Source organism: Gloeotrichia echinulata CP02 (assembly GCA_038087035.1).
In the GTDB taxonomy this organism is placed as follows: Bacteria; Cyanobacteriota; Cyanobacteriia; order Cyanobacteriales; family Nostocaceae; genus Gloeotrichia; species Gloeotrichia echinulata.
Genome location: CP051187.1, coordinates 5,605,514 through 5,623,887 on the forward strand (window position 1 = coordinate 5,605,514; position 18,374 = coordinate 5,623,887).

The 18,374-nt window shown below is 40.8% G+C and carries 16 protein-coding genes; 8 read left to right on the top strand and 8 right to left on the bottom strand.

The window, feature by feature from the left end; all coding sequences use genetic code 11:
- Positions 1-137 precede the first annotated feature (137 nt).
- Positions 138-617, bottom strand: a complete 480-nt coding sequence (locus tag HEQ19_31315) for a transposase family protein (GenBank protein ID WZI67009.1) — start codon at positions 615-617, stop codon at positions 138-140.
- A gap of 165 nt (positions 618-782) precedes the next feature.
- A complete protein-coding gene (locus HEQ19_31320) occupies positions 783-989 on the bottom strand; it encodes a hypothetical protein (GenBank protein ID WZI67010.1) in 207 nt (68 codons plus the stop codon).
- A 174-nt stretch (positions 990-1,163) separates the two neighbouring features.
- On the opposite strand from HEQ19_31320, the gene HEQ19_24800 reads away from it, so the two are divergent.
- From HEQ19_24800 to rpsU, 4 genes are all read left to right on the top strand, one after another.
- Complete coding sequence (locus HEQ19_24800) at positions 1,164-3,206, top strand: S8 family peptidase (GenBank protein ID WZI67011.1); 2,043 nt, start codon at positions 1,164-1,166, stop codon at positions 3,204-3,206.
- A 110-nt stretch (positions 3,207-3,316) separates the two neighbouring features.
- A complete protein-coding gene (rsmI, locus tag HEQ19_24805) occupies positions 3,317-4,177 on the top strand; it encodes a 16S rRNA (cytidine(1402)-2'-O)-methyltransferase (protein WYM02234.1) in 861 nt (286 codons plus the stop codon).
- Positions 4,174-4,443: a hypothetical protein gene (locus tag HEQ19_24810; GenBank protein WYM02235.1), complete on the top strand. Its 270-nt coding sequence runs from the start codon at positions 4,174-4,176 to the stop codon at positions 4,441-4,443. Before rsmI ends, HEQ19_24810 begins: the two co-directional genes overlap by 4 nt.
- A 270-nt stretch (positions 4,444-4,713) precedes the next feature.
- On the top strand, positions 4,714-4,893 hold the full coding sequence (rpsU, locus tag HEQ19_24815) for a 30S ribosomal protein S21 (protein ID WYM02236.1): 180 nt from the start codon (positions 4,714-4,716) through the stop codon (positions 4,891-4,893).
- Positions 4,894-5,085: 192 nt separating this feature from the next.
- Here the strand turns inward: rpsU and pth are convergent, their stop codons facing one another.
- The 4 genes from pth to psbH all read right to left on the bottom strand — a co-directional run bounded on the left by pth (position 5,086) and on the right by psbH (position 8,027).
- The gene (gene pth / locus HEQ19_24820; protein ID WYM02237.1) at positions 5,086-5,727 is read right to left on the bottom strand and encodes an aminoacyl-tRNA hydrolase; all 642 of its coding nucleotides are present in this window, start codon (positions 5,725-5,727) and stop codon (positions 5,086-5,088) included.
- A gap of 228 nt (positions 5,728-5,955) precedes the next feature.
- Positions 5,956-7,062, bottom strand: coding sequence for an RNA-guided endonuclease TnpB family protein (locus HEQ19_24825; GenBank protein WYM02238.1), 1,107 nt, complete (start codon positions 7,060-7,062; stop codon positions 5,956-5,958).
- A 201-nt stretch (positions 7,063-7,263) separates the two neighbouring features.
- Positions 7,264-7,509 carry a TatA/E family twin arginine-targeting protein translocase gene (locus HEQ19_24830; protein ID WYM02239.1) on the bottom strand — a complete coding sequence of 82 codons (246 nt, stop codon included), beginning with the start codon at positions 7,507-7,509 and terminating at the stop codon, positions 7,264-7,266.
- A gap of 311 nt (positions 7,510-7,820) precedes the next feature.
- Positions 7,821-8,027 (bottom strand): photosystem II reaction center protein PsbH, encoded by a 207-nt coding sequence (psbH, locus tag HEQ19_24835; GenBank protein WYM02240.1) that lies wholly within the window; start codon positions 8,025-8,027, stop codon positions 7,821-7,823.
- Between the two features lie 394 nt (positions 8,028-8,421).
- Here psbH and psbN point away from each other — a divergent pair, with 394 nt between their 5' ends.
- Positions 8,422-8,553 carry a photosystem II reaction center protein PsbN gene (gene psbN, locus HEQ19_24840; protein ID WYM02241.1) on the top strand — a complete coding sequence of 44 codons (132 nt, stop codon included), beginning with the start codon at positions 8,422-8,424 and terminating at the stop codon, positions 8,551-8,553.
- A 136-nt stretch (positions 8,554-8,689) separates the two neighbouring features.
- Here psbN and HEQ19_24845 read toward each other — a convergent pair whose 3' ends face one another.
- On the bottom strand, positions 8,690-11,785 hold the full coding sequence (locus HEQ19_24845; GenBank protein WYM02242.1) for an alpha-mannosidase: 3,096 nt from the start codon (positions 11,783-11,785) through the stop codon (positions 8,690-8,692).
- A 105-nt stretch (positions 11,786-11,890) separates the two neighbouring features.
- On the opposite strand from HEQ19_24845, the gene HEQ19_24850 reads away from it, so the two are divergent.
- Positions 11,891-13,474, top strand: a complete 1,584-nt coding sequence (locus HEQ19_24850) for a hypothetical protein (GenBank protein ID WYM02243.1) — start codon at positions 11,891-11,893, stop codon at positions 13,472-13,474.
- 802 nt (positions 13,475-14,276) lie between these two features.
- Positions 14,277-15,149: a lysophospholipase gene (locus HEQ19_24860; GenBank protein WYM02245.1), complete on the top strand. Its 873-nt coding sequence runs from the start codon at positions 14,277-14,279 to the stop codon at positions 15,147-15,149.
- 778 nt (positions 15,150-15,927) lie between these two features.
- Here the strand turns inward: HEQ19_24860 and HEQ19_24865 are convergent.
- The gene (locus HEQ19_24865) at positions 15,928-16,278 is read right to left on the bottom strand and encodes an NAD(P)H-quinone oxidoreductase subunit M (protein WYM02246.1); all 351 of its coding nucleotides are present in this window, start codon (positions 16,276-16,278) and stop codon (positions 15,928-15,930) included.
- A 911-nt stretch (positions 16,279-17,189) separates the two neighbouring features.
- Here HEQ19_24865 and HEQ19_24870 point away from each other — a divergent pair.
- Positions 17,190-17,471, top strand: coding sequence for an Npun_R1517 family heterocyst differentiation transcriptional regulator (locus HEQ19_24870; GenBank protein ID WYM02247.1), 282 nt, complete (start codon positions 17,190-17,192; stop codon positions 17,469-17,471).
- The last annotated feature ends 903 nt before the right edge of the window (positions 17,472-18,374 follow it).

The window sequence follows — 18,374 nt, forward strand, 5'->3', positions numbered from 1 at the left end:
GCTCTGAGCCTGGTTTTGGACAGCGTTGACTGTTAACCAGATCCAACGTAAGAATAAGGGTTTGGGATAATTACTGATAGCAACTATCTGTAAAACTGTTGATAGCTAATTCATAACTTACCTCATGTTTACAACTTTTATGAAAATGGCAAAATTAGCGCACCGATTCTGAGTCGAACCAATCCACAAATGGTAAGAATTACCTGCTCGTAAGTTCGAGAATGAAGTGGAAATCTTTCCCGTGCAATCTGGAAAATTTTGACGAGTCTAATTACGTGTTCAACAAAGATGCGTTTACTCGAAAACTCTTTGTTTTCTGCTTTTTGCTTTGTAGTTAATTCTGCTTTTCGTGGCTTCTTATGGGGAGTCGTAATATTCTCTCCTCCTTGATACGCCTTATCACCTTCAAACATTTGGTCGGCTTCAAACTTTTCTTGTTGCTCCCGAAACAAGCTAATGTCACTTGTCGGACCCTTCTCTCCCACCTCTACATCGACAATATCTTTTCCTTCTGGTAGGATAATAAATTGGTTTTTAAATGTGTGCTGTTTCTTCTTGACTGAGAAATATTCTTTCTGTTCCTGATTGTTGCAAGGGCGTTCCCGTGGTTGTTCCATGCTGTCCACGATTAATTGAAATTCTTTCAATAGTTCTAAGGCGATCGCGTAATCACTGTGATTTTTTTCAACTTGATCGAGCAGGCTAGCAGGTAATATCTCCCCTAATACCCCTAGCCAGTAATGAAACGTATCATTAGCCTCAGTTTTTGATATTCCAAATTGTCACCCTAAAACCTCAAATGTTGGCATTTGTCTCAAGTAAAATAAACATAAACATACCTCTTCCTTTATCTCTAGTTTCGGTTTACGTCCTCCTCCTTTCTGATTTATACGCACCTTATTACGTTCTATCTCAGCTTGAATTTGTTTATGATGGATCTCGGCTTGGGCTAATAAGTCTCGAAACTGGTCGTTGCTTATTCCGAGCATTTGTTTTGCGCGGTGCGGATATTGTTGAATATAATGAAGTGGATTTTTCATTTTGGTAGACGGTCAAAATTCCGTTCTACCATTTTTTGGGCACCCAGATAATATTCCGGACAGGTCTATTTAGGGGCAATTGATGAGTTAGTCCCCCTTGAACGTGAAGATCGCATTGGTCGTTTGTTAGAGCTAAAACCTTTACAACCAGGTGAACTTGCAGCTTTAGATTTGGAACTCTGGCACACAGGCGATCGCAAGGAAATGCAAAAGTATTTAGATGATATTACCGAGGTGCTAGAGAGCTTATCCAGTGATACTGCTCCTATGAGAATGAGTGATAGCTATGTTGGTGATTATCTGTGTATAGCTCGAATTAAAGTCACTCACGAAGTTTTAGAGCTTTTGCTAGAAGTAGAAATCGTCAAAGAAATTGATCGTCCTCCCCAACCTGCATTTGAGAGAACTGCTGATTATAATTTACCAATTTCCAGTTTACCCGAAGTTATTCCTCCACCTGAAGAGAATTGCGGCATTCTTGTTATAGATTCAGGTGTACAAAGTGGCCATCCATTAATTGCGCCAGTGCTGGGTGAAGCTGATGTATTTCCAGATCCAGGACATCAATTAATAAAAGGTGGTGCAGAGGATGTAAATGGACATGGTACAAGTGTTGCTGGCATTGCTATCTATGGAGATGTCGAAAACTGTATTAAAAAACTGTCATTTGATCCAACAGTTTGGTTATTTTCTGCTCGTGTAACAAATGAAAAATGCCAATATGATGAGGATCTTCTTGTAGAAACTCAACTAGATCAAGCTATTCATGCTTTTGTGGATCAGTATCCTAACTGTAAAGTAATCAATATATCATTAGGTAATGCTGAACAAATTTATATGGATGGAATGAAGCAGTTTCGATTAGCAGCAAAGATAGATGAAATTGCTTATCAATACCAGCATAAAAACATTATTTTTGTAATTTCAGCAGGAAATTCTTATCATGAAGAGTTAGAGTATGAAAAATTACGAACTGAATACCCAAATTATTTACTGAATAAGAATGCTCGAATTATTGATCCAGCAACTTCTGCGATCGCACTAACTGTAGGTTCTTTATCTTATGGTCGTGGTAGTATTACAGAACCTGCTGATGTGCGTCGTCAGGCGATCGCAAAATTACGAGGATACCCTTCTCCCTTTACCAGAAATGGTTTTGGAGTAGATGGAATGATTAAGCCTGATGTTGTAGATTTTGGTGGAGATTTAGCATTAGACCTCAGTTATCGAGAAGGTTTAGGTTTGCCTAAAGTTAGTCAATTAGGAGATAATGTCGCTGGGGTTTCTGTTGTTACTTTCTCAAACTCTAAAGACTCTTTATTTCACATCTGTAGCGGTACAAGTTTTGCTGCACCTCGTGTAGCTAACATTGCTGCTCAACTCTTCACAAAATATCCAAATGCCAGTTCTAACTTCATTCGAGCATTGATCGTTAACTCTGCGGTGCTTCCCAAAGAAATTCCAGATGAATTTAGTAAGGGTACAGAATCTCAAAAAATTAAAAAGCAGCTACAAATCTATGGCTATGGACAGACTGATTTAGAACGTGCGATGTATTCTGCTGAGAACTATGTTGTTCTATCAGAAGATAATATTATTATTCCAGTGGGAAAGTTTCATATTTATGAAATTCCCCAACTACCAAAGGAATTTTTTGATGTAAAAGGTACTCGTATACTATCAGTTACCTTGGCATTTGATCCTCCAACTCGTCCAACTCGTGGCGACTCATATTTAGGGGTAACAATGGGATTTAATATTTTTAAAGGTATTCCTAGAGAAAGTGTAGTCAATGCTTATGTAGATGCCAGTAAAACAGATAAGCCTGATAAATTTGCAGAAATATCAATGGACATTTTAAAAGAAAAACATAAAGGATGTAGTATTAATGTTGATTTATCTCCAAATTCTACTCTCCTTAAGAAAGGAACTATACAAAGAGGCTCAATAAAACTAACAAAACAAGCTCAAAAATATAATAATTTACCTATGAATTTGGTTGTGAATTGTAATCGTAAATGGGCAAATCCAGATGAAATTAAAATACAACGTTATGCTTTAGTTGTTAGTATTAGTCACTCCGATCCTCAAGTTAATTTATATAATCGTCTGAAACTCAAGGTTGATGAAATTGATCTAAGAGAAAGAAATCGAGCAAGGGTTTAAATATTAAAAATCTGAAAATTAACGTAATAAAAAAATAGACATTTTGTGTAAGCATTTTGCTAAATGATGCTAAATGATATATTAGTCCCCATCTCCCCACACCCCAACTCATGCAAACCGAACCGAAACCCGCAACGCTTTACATCGTCGCCACACCCATTGGTAATCTGGAAGATATCACTTTGCGGGCGGTGCGAATTTTGCAGACAGTGGATTTAATCGCAGCGGAAGATACGCGCCACACGGGGAAGTTACTGCAACATTTGCAAGTCAAAACCCCCCAGGTGAGTTACCATGAACATAATCGCACCAGTCGCATCCCGGAATTATTAAATCATCTCCAGAATGGTCAAGCGATCGCCCTCGTAAGCGATGCAGGTATGCCGGCAATTTCTGATCCAGGATATGAACTAGTCAAAGCTTGTATTGAAAATGGGATTACGGTAGTCCCCATTCCTGGTGCGAGTGCGGCGATAACCGCTTTGAGTGCATCAGGCTTACCCACAGATAAATTTGTTTTTGAAGGTTTCTTACCCCCCAAAGGTCAACAACGGCGCACCCAGTTAGAATTTTTGCAAACAGAAGCCCGCACTATAATTTTCTATGAATCGCCGCACCGCTTGCGAGATACTTTACAAGACTTAGCAGAGGTGTGGGGAGGCGATCGCCAGATTGTGTTGGCGCGGGAGTTAACCAAATTGTATGAAGAATTTTGGCGGGGGACAATTACGGAGGCGATCGCCTACTACAATCAGCGTGAACCCCAAGGCGAGTATACCCTAGTGGTGGCGGGAATTTCTGCCAGTCAACCCCAGCTAACAGAAGCACAACTCAAAGCCGAATTAGAACAATTAATTAGTCAGGGAATCTCGCGATCGCAAGCTAGCCGACAGTTAGCAAAATTTACGTCCCTTCCCCGACGCCAACTTTATCAACTGGCTCTTTCTATTACACTACTCACTGATTCTTGAAGACAGATCCAATCGGACTAACAAAGGATTGCCAAATTTTCCGAAGTCTTTTATTTTATCTTTTAATCCCTGAAGAATATATTATCGCCAAAGAAAAATTAGGAGCCAAGTATCTGGTAGGAAGCTTTAATTTTGTAGAAAGCTATAATCTTGTCGTGGATGATAATCAAAAACAAAAGATTAATTATATTCTCAATAAATATCCCAATCTTGTGAAAGATGGTACAAATTTTATCGCTCAATTAAAACGACCAGAGAATCTCTGATGCTGGTGCGGTCTTAGTCCCTAGCTAAAAACGGCTAATCGGCGTTCATAACGACCTTGGATCATTAGCAGCAGTAGCCCACATCAGATTGGTAAGTTATGTAATACCATCAATTAGTGGCTGATTACTAAAGTCAGTCCCACGATGCAGACACATGCTCGTCTTTTGAGCATTTGTGGCTTCTCGTACAGGCTTTTGACTGGGTAAATTTCTCTAAGTTTGAGGCTAATATTACAATGGAAACTGATCGATAATGAGGATACGGCAAGAATGACCCAAGTGGTTTTAGGGGAGAACGAAGGCATAGATTCGGCTCTTCGTCGGTTTAAACGCCAGGTCTCTAAAGCTGGTATATTAGCTGATGTAAAGTATCATCGGCACTTTGAAACACCTTTAGAAAAGCGTAAACGTAAGGCAGTGGCAGCTAGACGCAAACGACGTTTTAAATAAACCTATTTAGTAGTGGCTTTATTTGAAGACGTTCGTAAACAAGCAACAAGACGTTGCCATCAATCTTACAAATTATTAAGTGTCTGACTTTGGTTGGATGGAGTCAGCTAAAATCGCTGCCCATCAACCAAAATCGACACGCAATAGCTCAGACTAGGGTGAGAAAATTTCCAGGGTGGTATTTACTTAAACTTAAGATTCGGAAATATCAATAGTACGGCTATTACAACGATTCATTGCTTTTTCTACTCCCTGTTTGAGGCTGAGTTCTATACACTCAATCACAAATTGAAGCACGAGCGACATCAGTTGATTTTCCCCAGCAGAAAAGCGCCCCAGCACATGGGAAATAGTACCTGAGTCATCGTTATTCGCTGCTCCTTTGGGTTTACCAATCCCAATTCGCAAGCGTGGGAAGTTTTGGCTGCTCAGATGGGCGATCGCACTTTTCATCCCGTTGTGTCCCCCAGCGGAACCAGACAAGCGTAAGCGAGTCTTTCCTAGAGGTAAATCCATATCATCATAAATTATCAGCACAGACTCTGGCGGTAATTTATACCAATTAGTCACCGCTTGTATAGCCTGTCCTGAGCGATTCATATAAGTCAATGGTTTCAGCAACCGGATTTTACCTCCCACTGGAGCCATTCCTTCGCCAAATTCCCCTTGAAACTTGCGATTTTCCCCTAGGGGAATTTGCCAAAAACGGGAGAGAGCATCCACAGCAGCAAAGCCGATATTGTGGCGTGTTTGGTCATATTTAGGCTCTGGATTCCCCAACCCGACAATTAGCTGGGGAATCACCAAAACTTGTTGTGTAGCAGCTTCTGTCATTTTTCAGCTAATTAATCGATATTGTAGGGTGCGTCAGTACCAGTAATCTTTTGCTTAACCCAAGTTTTCTCGTACCTGACGCGCCCTACGGACTCAAATATTGTGTAATTTATTTTTTGGTAGTCCCCAATCTAGCTAACTGGAGAAGAACCAGTAGAATCATGCTGCTACATAAAATCTGGACAAATCCAGACATTACTTGACGTTTCAACGGGAGCATGGGAGCGGTTATCCCTTAACGTCCAGACACGCTTTAGCCTGACGTGCATATTTTTCGAGATTTTTAGACGCATTTAAATCTCTGTCTTCAGTATGCTGACATTTTTTACATTCGTAAACCCGCTGTGATAAACTAATTTCTTGAATTTCTCCACAATTTGCACAAGTTTTACTAGATGGGTAAAATCTATCTACAAATACGACAGTTCCACCATATCTAATTACTTTATATTCTACTTGTCTGCGGAATTCATAAAAATTGGCATCGCTGACAGCACCGGCTAACTTATGATTTTTCAACATTCCCGAAGTATTCAAATCCTCCAAAGCAACAACTGCGTGGTTTTTGCAGATAAATGTAGTTGCTTTATGAGTCGCATCTTTGCGTATATTAGTAATACGTCGATGCAGTTTAGATATTCTCAACTTTTGTTTTTTGTAACGATTACTCCCTTTGATTTTCCTTGTCAGTTGACGTTGTAATCTTGTCAACTTCCTCCTGGCACTTTTTAAGGCTTTCGGATTGACAAAAATAACTCCTGTTGATAAAGTAGCTAAAGTTTTTATCCCTAAATCTACACCGACATAATCATGTTCTTTTTTGGTGATTTCGGGGGAGATTTCATAAGAACAAGAAATGTACCAATCTCCCGCAGATTGAGATATAGTAACCTTTGTGGTTGTGGTGTGAGGTAAAGATTCATAAGTTGCAACCCAGCCAATGGTGGGTAATTTAATCCGTTTACCACCGATATTTATTGGTTTACCACCTGCATTAATTGTAAAACTCTCGTTTCTCCCTTTTCTTTTGAACTTGGGATAGTCTGCACGTTTACAAAAGAAGTTCTTAAAAGCTTTTCCTAAATTATCAAAAGCAAATTCCGTGACTTTTTGACAAATACCTGGTTCTTTAATCCAAGTCAAAACTGGCTTGACTTGATTATTAAAGAACCTTTTCAAAATCAAGTGGTTGGGTTTATATCCAGATTGATACAATGCTTGCCATGTGGCGAGTCCCCAATTGTATGTAAATCGGGATATGCCAGCATGTTTTGACATCAGAATTTTCTGGTCGTCAGTCAATTTTAACTTGGTTTTGATGGAAGTCAGTAACACAAATTTACTTGTAAGGCAAGCTTTTCAAATCATCACATAAATAGTACAGGTTGGTCTAGAAGGTTTATGTAAATTTTCTTGAAATATGTGGTGACAGAAGCCCTGAGAGCGCGTAGGGTCTGCACCATACGCGCACAAGGTTTTTGGTGCGGTTTGTCAATAAATGTCCGTGGAAGTCCAGCAAATACTTAACGCTTGAGATTACTCCGGTTTTTTAGCAGATTCAATTTGCTTAGGTTCAAGTTCAGCTGTTGTTTTCACAACTTGTTCGAGTTGTTCTGCTTCCCGCTTGAACTCGCTTTGAAATTCATTAGAAGCATCTTGAAAACCGCGAAGTGCTTTACCGAAGCTACGTCCAATCTCTGGTAACTTCTTCGGACCAAAGACTAATAGCGCCACTACCAAGATTACAGCCATTTCCGGCAGACCGATACCAAATACATTCACGCGGTTTCTCCTATAAATTTACAGGTGAGCAGGGGAAAGGCGATTTGCAATCTCCCCATCTATATTATGTTTACTTGTTTTAACGTAATTTTTTTAGTATGAAAAACACAAAAAAACCCAGACTAGCAGTCCATGTCATTAATTATGATAGGTTCGTTTGTAGTTGCGCTTTAGCGCTTCCCCAATCAATAGCGTAGCGCAGCTTTCCCCTAGGGTAGCGCAACTACAAACAACCATTCAAAATTAAGACATTCAGTACTAGCCGGGTGTCGGTTCGCTGACGATACTCACCACTCAGCACAAGCGATGTATCAGCTACCGCCTAAACTACGCCAATCTACAACTACATCCTGAACCAGGATTGTCTTGTTATAAAGTTGTAGAATAATCAGCAAAAACACCAAAAATAACAGCATAAAAACAGCCATTACTGGAGTCGTACCCCAACCTGGAGCAACCTTACCATACTCAGCGTTTAGAGGTCTGAGAATATCTCCCAACCAAGTCCTTTGTGCCATAGTTCACCTAAGATCTGTTGCCAAAGCTTTTTTTAATCTTCTGTAATATTGTTGACACTCACCTGATTACAAGTCAAGTGATTCTTGGTTCCACGAGGATGCTGGCTTTAATAGGACGCATCCAACCAAAGCATAGGCATCTTCTCCCCAAGCGTAAATTCCCCAGTGTCCCTAGGTACTCTTACTATTTTTGGTGTTGGTCTGGTTTCGTAGGCTACTCAATCTTGAGATTGGTTTACGCAGTATTTCGATAGGAAATACTGTTTGCGTTGCTTACTTATCCTTGATTACATTACAATACCATAATAGAGACTATTGAAAACTTGCTTTACCAGAGCAGGACACTGAATTCACAGTGGTTTCTTGCAATTATTTTATAAACAATACCTCAACTATGGAATCCGCAACAGTTCTTATCATTTCCGTCGCCGCCGTGGTGACAGCTATTACTGGGTTTGCGATTTATACTTCTTTTGGACCGCCTAGTAAGGAATTGGCTGATCCATATGAAGATCACGAAGATTAGAACATCAGGTCAAGGGTCAAGGGTCAAGGGTCAAGGGTCAAGGGTCAAGGGTCAAGGGTCAAAAAAACTCATAACTCATAACTCATTACTCATTACTCATAACTCATTACTCATAACTCATTACTCATTTGACAACTCACCTAAGTTTGAAAGTGCCAATTTTCCAAGGCTGTAGAGTAAAGATTTGTTGCTCAGATAATAATTCTGTAGTAGCAGAGGAATGCTCCAACAAATCTACTGGATCTCCCAAAGTCAATCCTAAATCACTTTGCAAAAATAACTCGGCTGTTTCTCCATGACATTCATAACACCGGAGGATTACCTGTTTTGGTTCATCCTCTGCTAGTTTGAGTGCCATCAAGATTAAATTATCAGCTGATAAATTGAGGAAACTAAAACTCTGTGGAGTGCTGAGTTGTGACTGCACAGTTGAGGGTGGATTGACTATTATTTGTAGGGGGATATTTAATTCATATCCACGCTTTACTGTATGGGCTGATTCCCAAGTACTCGCATGGGGATACAAAGCATAGGTAAATTCATGCCAGCCTTTATCTGCCTCCGGGTCAGGCCACTGAGGACTGCGTAATAAAGTCAGGCGTAGTTGATTTGGTTGACTGTCGTAACCGTATTTACAATCATTTAGCAAACTTACACCATATATACCTTGCTCTGTCTCTTGTGTCAAGTCAGCCCAACGTAATGCCGGTACTTCCCATTTTGCTTGTTCTGCGGGGGTTTGGGGTTTAGTTGGACGGCGAATCGCTCCACAGGGAATTTCATAGGTAGCAAAGTCTGCAGCGATGTTGAGCGGAAAGGCTGCTTTGACTAGCACTTGACTTTCTTGCCAATTTACTGTATTGGCGATTGTCAACAGCGGTACACCGACTTGGAGAATGTAATCTTGGCAAAATTCCGAATTACCCAACAAACGTACCACGCGCACACGACTTTGCACTGGGCCTTGTTCTAACCACTGAATAGATTTGAGAGTTGTTGGGGGTAAAGGATGCTGGGTGTAATTGGGGTCAATATTCCAAGCATCCCAATATTGACCGCTGTCTTTCCAAGCTTGTAGTTGATTACCCGCACCATTCAACACTTCTCGTTGATGGGTTTTGTCAAAAACACTCGATAAATCTCCAGTTTCAGGATTAATTAGAACCCGGAGGAATTCATTTTCGAGAATCCAGTCAGGGGGAAGAGGGGGTGAGGGGGGGAGTGAGGAGGTGGGGGAAAGCCAAAAAAGGCGATAACCTACGGGTGGGATATTACTGGCGAGAAAAAGTAGGGTTGATGGTTCAGATAATTGAGATCTGAGTTGATTTCCCGAAATATCGGAAATCAGCCATTGTTGATTAACTGTAGCTGGTGTGGGTAAGGTGAGTGCGACTACCTCAGAACGCTGCCAATTGAGTGAATTGAAAATTAGAACAGGTACACTATCAGGATGTGGTGGTTCTGGTAAATTGATGTGGGAGGCGATCGCTAACAGTGATTCAAGCAATATTTTGGTTCCCACTTGTTGGACTTGCTGCCACTGGGGTAAGGCATCCTGGTAAACTTGGGTAATTGAAGAACCAGGCAAAATATCATGAAACTGGTTAAATAATACTTGTTTCCAGGCTGTTTCGATTTCCGCTTGGGGATATATCGCCCCATAACCAATTGTTGCCAAAGTAGCAAATAATTCAGCTTGGTACAACAAATTTTCACATTGCCGATTCCAGCGTTTTTGGTCTGCGTGAGTAGTATAGCAACCGCGATGGAATTCTAGATAGAGTTCGTCTTCCCATGTGGGGAGAGGAGGGGAGTTGTCTTTGATGTGATGTAAATATTTTTCGGCGGTGGTAAATTCGAGCTTAGGGAATATAGACGAATTTTGCCAGCGTTGGGCGATTTCTAACATATCACGGGTAGGACCGCCGCCGTGGTCGCCGACACCGGGAAGCCAGAGGGCGTCTGTTATACTAGTTTTGCTTTGCCAATCTAAGGCGTAACTTACCATTTTAACCGGGTCGATGCTTTCGCCGATAGGTGCCGACATAAAACTAAATATTTCACTGCCATCAGGCGATCGCCACCAAAAAGCATCATAATCAAACTTAGTAGTATCGTTCCACCGCAACTTTTGGGTGACAAAATACTCAATCCCAGCGTTAACAAAAAACTGGGGTAAAGTCGCACAGAAACCAAAAGTATCAGGAACCCAGACAACAGGGGAAAGCTTACCGAATTTTGCTTGAGTATAACGCTGACCATACAATAGTTGACGGACAATCGATTCACCAGCAATTAAATTCAGTTCTGGCTCCACCCAAAAACCACCGACAACTTCCCAACGTCCAGCAGCTACCGCTTGTTGAATCGCCTGAAATAAATCTGGGCGATATTCTTCAATCCAAGCATAAAGCGCCGGCGTTGAATGACAAAAAATCAATTCCGGAAAATCTGCTTGTAGCTTCAGCGCCGATGCAAAAGTGCATTGTGCAGCATTCCAAGTTTCACTGACAGGCCATAACCATGCTAAATCTAAGTGAGCATGACCCAATAAATAAATTTTAGATTGAAAATTGCCCATAGACAACAATAAACGCCGCAGATCCAACAGAGTTTTTTCCCACTCAGACTCTGTGTGGTTGATTACCTCCCCCACACCCGTAGCCAAAACATCCAACATCTGTGGCGCAAACCTTTGTAAATAAAGCTGGATCACAGCTAACTCATCAGCCACAAAACCCGGATCGGGACGATTATAATCAGTAGATTCGTAAACTAGAAGCGATCGCACCAAAGCACCATCATCATGTCCCGGACTCACCAGCCGCAAAGCTATAATAAATTCTTCCCCCGGCGTTACCTCTTGACTCAGAAGCACTCTGGGTGAACAATCAAATAAATCGCCCTCAAGTACTAATTCCCCATTCACATAAATTTTGGCAGAATCTGCCCACCACAACAGCGCTAACCGCAAAGACAATCCAGCCAAGGGATAACCTTGTAAATCCTGGGGAACTACAAATTTTTGCACCACCCACAGGACTTTTTTTCCCTTTGTCCAAGCAATATTTCCTTTGGTGTTTAGCTTAACAGGTGTCCACAGTGACGATTCATCAGCCAAAATATCCGTAATATCCCTGTCAAACTCCTGATATACCCAACTAGACTGGATATTAAGTTGACAACAACAGCGCAGTTTTTCAATTGCTTCCAAAATGAATTGAGGGGTCATATTTTCGCTAATATCAGGGGACTTACGATAATTAACAGTTTGTCGTTGTTATTGTTTGGCGGGAGTTTCTCAACTCAACAAAGGTTAAACTAAAAAATCACTACCATGTCTTCTGGTTACTCTGGTCGTTATCAAAGCAGACTATTTAACTTCATCCACCAACAATCCCGGCGGTTGACAGAACAATGGGAACACACATTTCGACAAGTGCAAGTTGGCACTCGGTGGGGTGTCGAGGTAATATTTTACCCTATGTACCTACTGTTCCACTCAGTTCAATCAGTTGGAAAACAACTGTATACCAAAGAACCACAAACTAGGTTAGAGTTAGAACCGGAAACTCCCCCAACTGCTGACACCCCGATTCAGCATGTATTAGAGGATGTTAAAAATTTACCACCCCAGGAAACCTCTGTACGATTAAATCCCTTAACTTTCTTTGGGTCTTTGTGGTCAAAAATTTTTCCCCAGCACCCGTCAACACCTATTCTAGTTAATCCAGATGACGATGCACTCAAAGTCCATCATCCAGTAGTGCGGGGAATTGCGACAAATCTACTGAATCGCAATTTGGTACTCGTCAACGCCGATAATGAAATTCTAGATATTTTGACACTCCAACAGCAGAAAATATTAGAAGACAAAATTATTCGTGAAATTGGTAAATACTGGGGTGACTTGCAATTTTTCTCAAATAAAAAAGAAACAGAGATATTACCGGAAATCAACCGATTATTAGCAAAGCTGACTGGTGAAAAGCCACAAAATATAGCTACAATAGCATCAGAGACAATAACATCTGAAGAATTTGCATCTCAATATTTATTGAAGTCAAACAGAGCATTAGGATTTTTAGACGCAGTAGTCGCGAATTTAGAATTCAAGGCTTTAGTCCCTCTGAAACAACATAGCCAAAAAATTATCCGAGTTGCTCAAACGCAATTAGATATATTTATTTATGGAAAAGAACAGTTAGCCGCTAGAGGACAAATTGCAGTTAATAATAATGCTTTAGAAACTCAAGACATGAATTTTCAAGCCTTGATTGCTGCAGCTATAAATTACTTTTTTGGAGATGGAACTAATAAAAAGCTCCAATCAAAATATCCAGATATAAAATCACAAGATAAAAGATTACCCCATCATCCTTCCCAGACTTTACCCAGCAGCAATCAGTTAGAGAAAGATGATTTAACAGCAGCAGATACTTGGCTATCATTTAATGATTTGTTTGCTGACGCCGAAACACAGACTGACAAGCCAATTCGACCCTCTCTAACAGAAAATTATACCCAAGTCTCCAGCCCATTAGTAACACATCCAGCGCCAAAAGATTTGATTGTCAAACAATCAAAATCAAAATCTGGTTTGGTACAACAGAAAAAACCACGCCGTCATCTCACATCTACCCACAAAAAATCTGCAAAAGTTGTCTCTAGTAAGGTAACAACATCTAGCATTTCTCAATCTGAAAGTAAGAATCATCAGGAGGAAATTAGCCAGAAAATAAGTCAAAATCCTCAATTTGAAGCAACGTCAGACTGGATAGAAACCAAAGCAACATCAATGGGATATGAAAAGCATATTTTAGAGCAAATTCTGGAATGGCTCGATAGTGCTATGCTTTGGCTGGAAGCAAAAATTGTCAAGATTTTTCAGTTTGTACACCAGATTTGGCGAGGTAAGTAGCCTTCATTAAACTAGTACATCAGTACCATACAAACAAGAGACTGATACCGCTGTGTGTAATTCGTAATTCGTAATTTCCCCAATCCCTGGTCACTGAGCGGAGCCGTTCGCGTAGCGTCTCGCAGAGAAGTGCAATCCCCAGTCTTTATTTGTGAATTGTTGAAAACTTTTGGTGGTTTTGTTAGTGAAAATTCTGGTTTACTGTAAATACTTCAATTTCAAAAATCCACTAGACAAACCAAAAATGGAAACATTTGTGGTGAACTTACCTCAAATCCCCAAAATAGGGGAAACAATTGTGGTTGAGAGAATGTCACCCACGAAGCAGTTTGTGATTATTTTTGAGTACATTGTTACTGTAGTACAATTTAATGCATCTAGGGAATCGGGTGATTTAGCAGATGCTAGGGTCAACGCATGTTTAAACCACTGTTGGGAGGGGACATCGAATTTCAAAGTTACGAACTTTTTAGAGTAATACTGCTACCCCTTGAAGGATACCGCTGGGGAATAGGGGTTAACACCGATTTTATCGCCTATGTGAGGACAATTATGGGTAGGGGCGCAAGGCCTTGCGCCCCCGAAGATCATTAAACGACGCCAAAAACCTTAATTTTCGCGGGCGATGAGGGGTTAAACCTACCATTCTATGGTATCCGAGAAGTACTGGGGGAGCAAGGCCTAGATCCCCTAAAAAGCTGACTGAATATATATTTTTTCTGCAAAATAGCAGCATTTTTGCCTAAAATGTTACGCTAATCAGCTATTACAATGCTGGCAAAAGACGTAAAATAGCAAACTTATGATTTATCATGGTGAAAGCACTTTTAAGGGTGTAGGCGGGCTTGACCTGTATTACCAAAGCTGGCAACCAGAAGGTCAAGTACGGGCTATATTAGCCATTGTGCATGGACTCGGAGCGCACAGCGGACGATACGGTAATGTGGTTCAGCAATTAATACCTAAGCAATATGCTGTCTATGGCTTGGATTTGCGCGGTCATGGTCGCTCACCAGGTCAGCGAGGCTATATTAATGCTTGGAGTGAGTTTCGCGAAGACCTACAAGCCTTCCTCAAGTTGATTCAGTCCCAGCACCCAGGATGCCCAATTTTTGTTTTGGGTCATAGCTTAGGGGCGGTGGTTGTCTTCGATTATGTCCTGCGCTATCCCCAAGAAGCAACCGTACTGCAAGGTGTAATTGCTTTAGCTCCAGCGATAGGTAAGGTGGGAGTTTCCCCCATGCGGTTGTTATTGGGAAAAATGCTCTCTGGTGTGTGTCCGCGTTTCACACTGAATACAGGTCTTGACCTCAGTGCTGCTTCACGGGATGAGAAGATTTTAACCGTCTACGCCCAAGATCCCCTACGCCATACCCGCGCCAGTGCGCGTTTGGCGACAGAATTCTTGGACACTGTGGCTTGGATTCATGCCCATGTCGCTGATTGGCAATTGCCATTACTGATTCTCCACGGTGGAGCAGACAGAGTGGCTTTACCTGAAAGCAGCAACATATTCTACCAACGGATACCAAGTGTAGATAAGCTGCGAGTGGAATATCCCCAATCTTATCACGAACTGCAGAATGATATCAATTACCAACAGGTGCTGGCTGACCTGGAAGATTGGCTGCACAGCCACCTAGCACCTAGCTTAAAAATAGGTAACAGGGAATAGGGACTGGGGATTGGGGACTGTTGGAGCCGACTCCCTCATTCGTGGCGTTTTGGTTCCTACTTGCGCGTGGCTAACCCCACACTGCGCGAATAGCGCTAAAGCGCAACTACGAACGATAGACTTTATTTTCATTTCGTCACGAACTTGTGCAATCCTATACTGATATCTATAACTGATCAAAAACCCATGTCAACACTCAGTATTTATCCTGGTCTCACTGTAGATATCTGTGATTATGCTGCAAAATTATACCAAGTTTCTGAGTGAAAGAAAATATCAGAAATTACTTTTGAGGATATGAGCATTAAGGCGGGTAATTGATGCGCCATAGCCTTTTCCATCCCTCAAGCGAAAATTTTTAAATTTTAACTGCCAATAAAAGTTGATAATATTTATGAGAAAATTGCAAAAATTGTCAGTTAAGTCCAGATTGATGGTGGTCATCCCTTCAAAGTTCGGCTAAACTGGGTTTATTTCAATTTGATCAGGGCAATTAACTACTTGGGGGAAAGATTGTCCGCTATCGCTTTATTGAATGATTAATTCGGAGATTGGCTTGAACAGCAAATATGTCAAGTGTAGTGCGCCATTTGAAGATTTATTAGGGGCAGGTATGTACCATACCCCTAATGCTTTAAAAGTTACAACACTGATAACTCATCGCTGTTGACTACTAATTTTAGATTTGATTTTAGATTTAAGATTTTTTTGGTCAATCCCAAATCTATGTATCAAAAATCTAAAATTATCAAACTAAAATTAGTCAAATCTACGTATTTTATTCAGCTGCAACTTGGGGTAATCCCATACTGTAGTTGGTGACGCGGCACGATAGATTGTAACTAACTTCGCCTTTTTGCAGGAGCGATCGTAAATAATGCTCCAAGTCTGAGCCAATGCGGCGTAAGTTGTAGTCTGTTAGGTCTGCACCACTAGATGCTTCTACTAATTCATCAAACTTGTGATAAATCTTTTGCAGTGCATCTTCATTCCAGTTGAATTCGTTGTCTGGGTCCACGTCTAAGGTTAAGACTTGATTGTTGGGAACCAGTTCGCCATCCCGGTCTATTTCAGCCGCAAAAATGCGAATATGTCGGGTTGTGGACTTGAGCAGCGTCGCGTTGTCCATAAAAGGGTGTAAGATTTGGGTTGATTAAACTGAAATCATTGTAAACGCTATGCTTAAGCTTGAATGCCTCAAACGATCAGGAATCATACCTGTCATCGAGGCATAAGCAGAAAAAGCCATCTGCGTCAACAAATTAATGATTTTCAAAATCAATGGTGACGTTGCTAGCATCTAAGGCAAAATGGGTTTATTCTGTGAACAACCACAGTTGAGCTTTTTTGCTGGGGCAATCAGAGGGTAGATTGTTTTTATTTCTGGCGGAACCACGAGTTTGCTGTAGCTGTCAGTTAATCATGACAAAGCTTGGCTATCGATTTGTTCGTACTCGTCAAGTCCAGAAAACATCAGGGTAGGGTAGTTGACTGTCACAAGTGTAATAAGTATTGTCGATGCCTCAGTTATTTGTCGGCAGCAAAATTCCGTGTTTGATAACTTTGCTCAACAAAATCTCCTGAATTTTCTGATGAAAAAATGTACATCTCGTAAATTTACGCAAATATGTCTAAACTACGTCTGGCTTTCATGAAAAAAAAAGAAGCAGCGTTTTTACTTACGTATAAATACGATAATGTAAGTAAAAACTCAAACTGTTATTGACGTCTAGATAAAGTTGATGTAAAAACCTTTAAAAAGCTCACACAACTTCTTACAGAAACTTTATTGTATAGAATCTTAAAAACTGAATAATAGTTATGGCTTACTCGAACCACCTTGGGTTCAGAAGACAACTTACTCAGTCAAAATTCTAACGTGAAACCAAAACACAGGAGGGACAAATGGAATACAAATGTGATGGATGAAGAACAATTCTTAATTCAAACACTTTGGATTCAAAAACAAATATAAAGAATTTTTGTAGGATATTTAGCTCCTCAACCTAACGACCACCAAGTAAAGGAATCTTCAAAAGTATGAACTCCAAAGCCTTACCACGTCAGCTAAATAATATCGAAGTAGGTGTTTATGAGTGCGAATTACATCTCAAATTCCGGCTGATTGAGGAAAAAAGTCTCTTGAGCGATCGAGAGCAACTGTTACAGGTGCTGCTAGACGCTTTGACTGAAGGGTCTGACGATTTTCTCGAGACGTTACAAGCGTCTGTTAAGGCTCAGGAAATTTCTGAGTTTAAAGCCTCGCCACAAATGCGGCGTCAGCTGATGCGCTTACGTAATGTAGCCGAGAATAATCCATAATTAACTGTATAATCTCAGTAGTGGCAAATTGTAGATCTGGCGTACAATGGTAAATTTTTTAAATTTGTCCATTGGACTATTTGTTCTAACATTGAGTTGGCTTGTATAACCTAACCCCAAGGCTTGGAGCTTACCTGACTTTCCGAGAAGCCGAAGTAAGCGTTTACAGTAGCCCTCACGCTTTGCACTACGGACATATTGGGTGCCTACTAATGCAATAATTCCTGACTACCACGGCAGGTTACGGTTTTTTAAGTTTTATATATCAGGGGAATACCTTTAACTAGGGTTTTAGTTCAATTTTCATTCGTATTTGGTTGGGTGCTTAACTACTACCGTTAAATATCTCAAGATCTTTAGCATTTCTCAATTGATGGTTCATGTTTTGAGATATTATAATGTTTAATTTAATACATAGTGTTCCTTAACTCACATTCTGCCGAGACTTTTTCGAGTTAGTCGGTTCGGTTGAGTAAGGTAGATGGGGAACGGTTTTTTTTGTAGATGAACCGCTCCGCGTCTACTTTTTTCAATCGCCACTCGCCTCATACCATTTCACCAAAACTCTGATACATATAGATTTCCCGTAAGGGCACGGCAATGCCGTGCCCCTACCAACGTATTTGTATCATACTTAAAGTGAAACGGTATCAGTCCTCTTACTCCCGAATCGGCAAAAGAATTTTTAGGCTCACGCATAGTGCAAAACAGAACCCTTACTCCTGTGCTGAACCAAGCCAGGTGAGTGCGTCCACTAGAGAATGGTAGGCGCACAGAAGGAAAATTTGAGTCGGCGTAGCCTATAGGGCTATTTTCTGCCCTTGGCTTTAACGATGTTGGGATTCCAAGCTCTCATCAAGCTCTCAAACTATTACACTGCAATAGTGTAAAACTCTTTGAGAG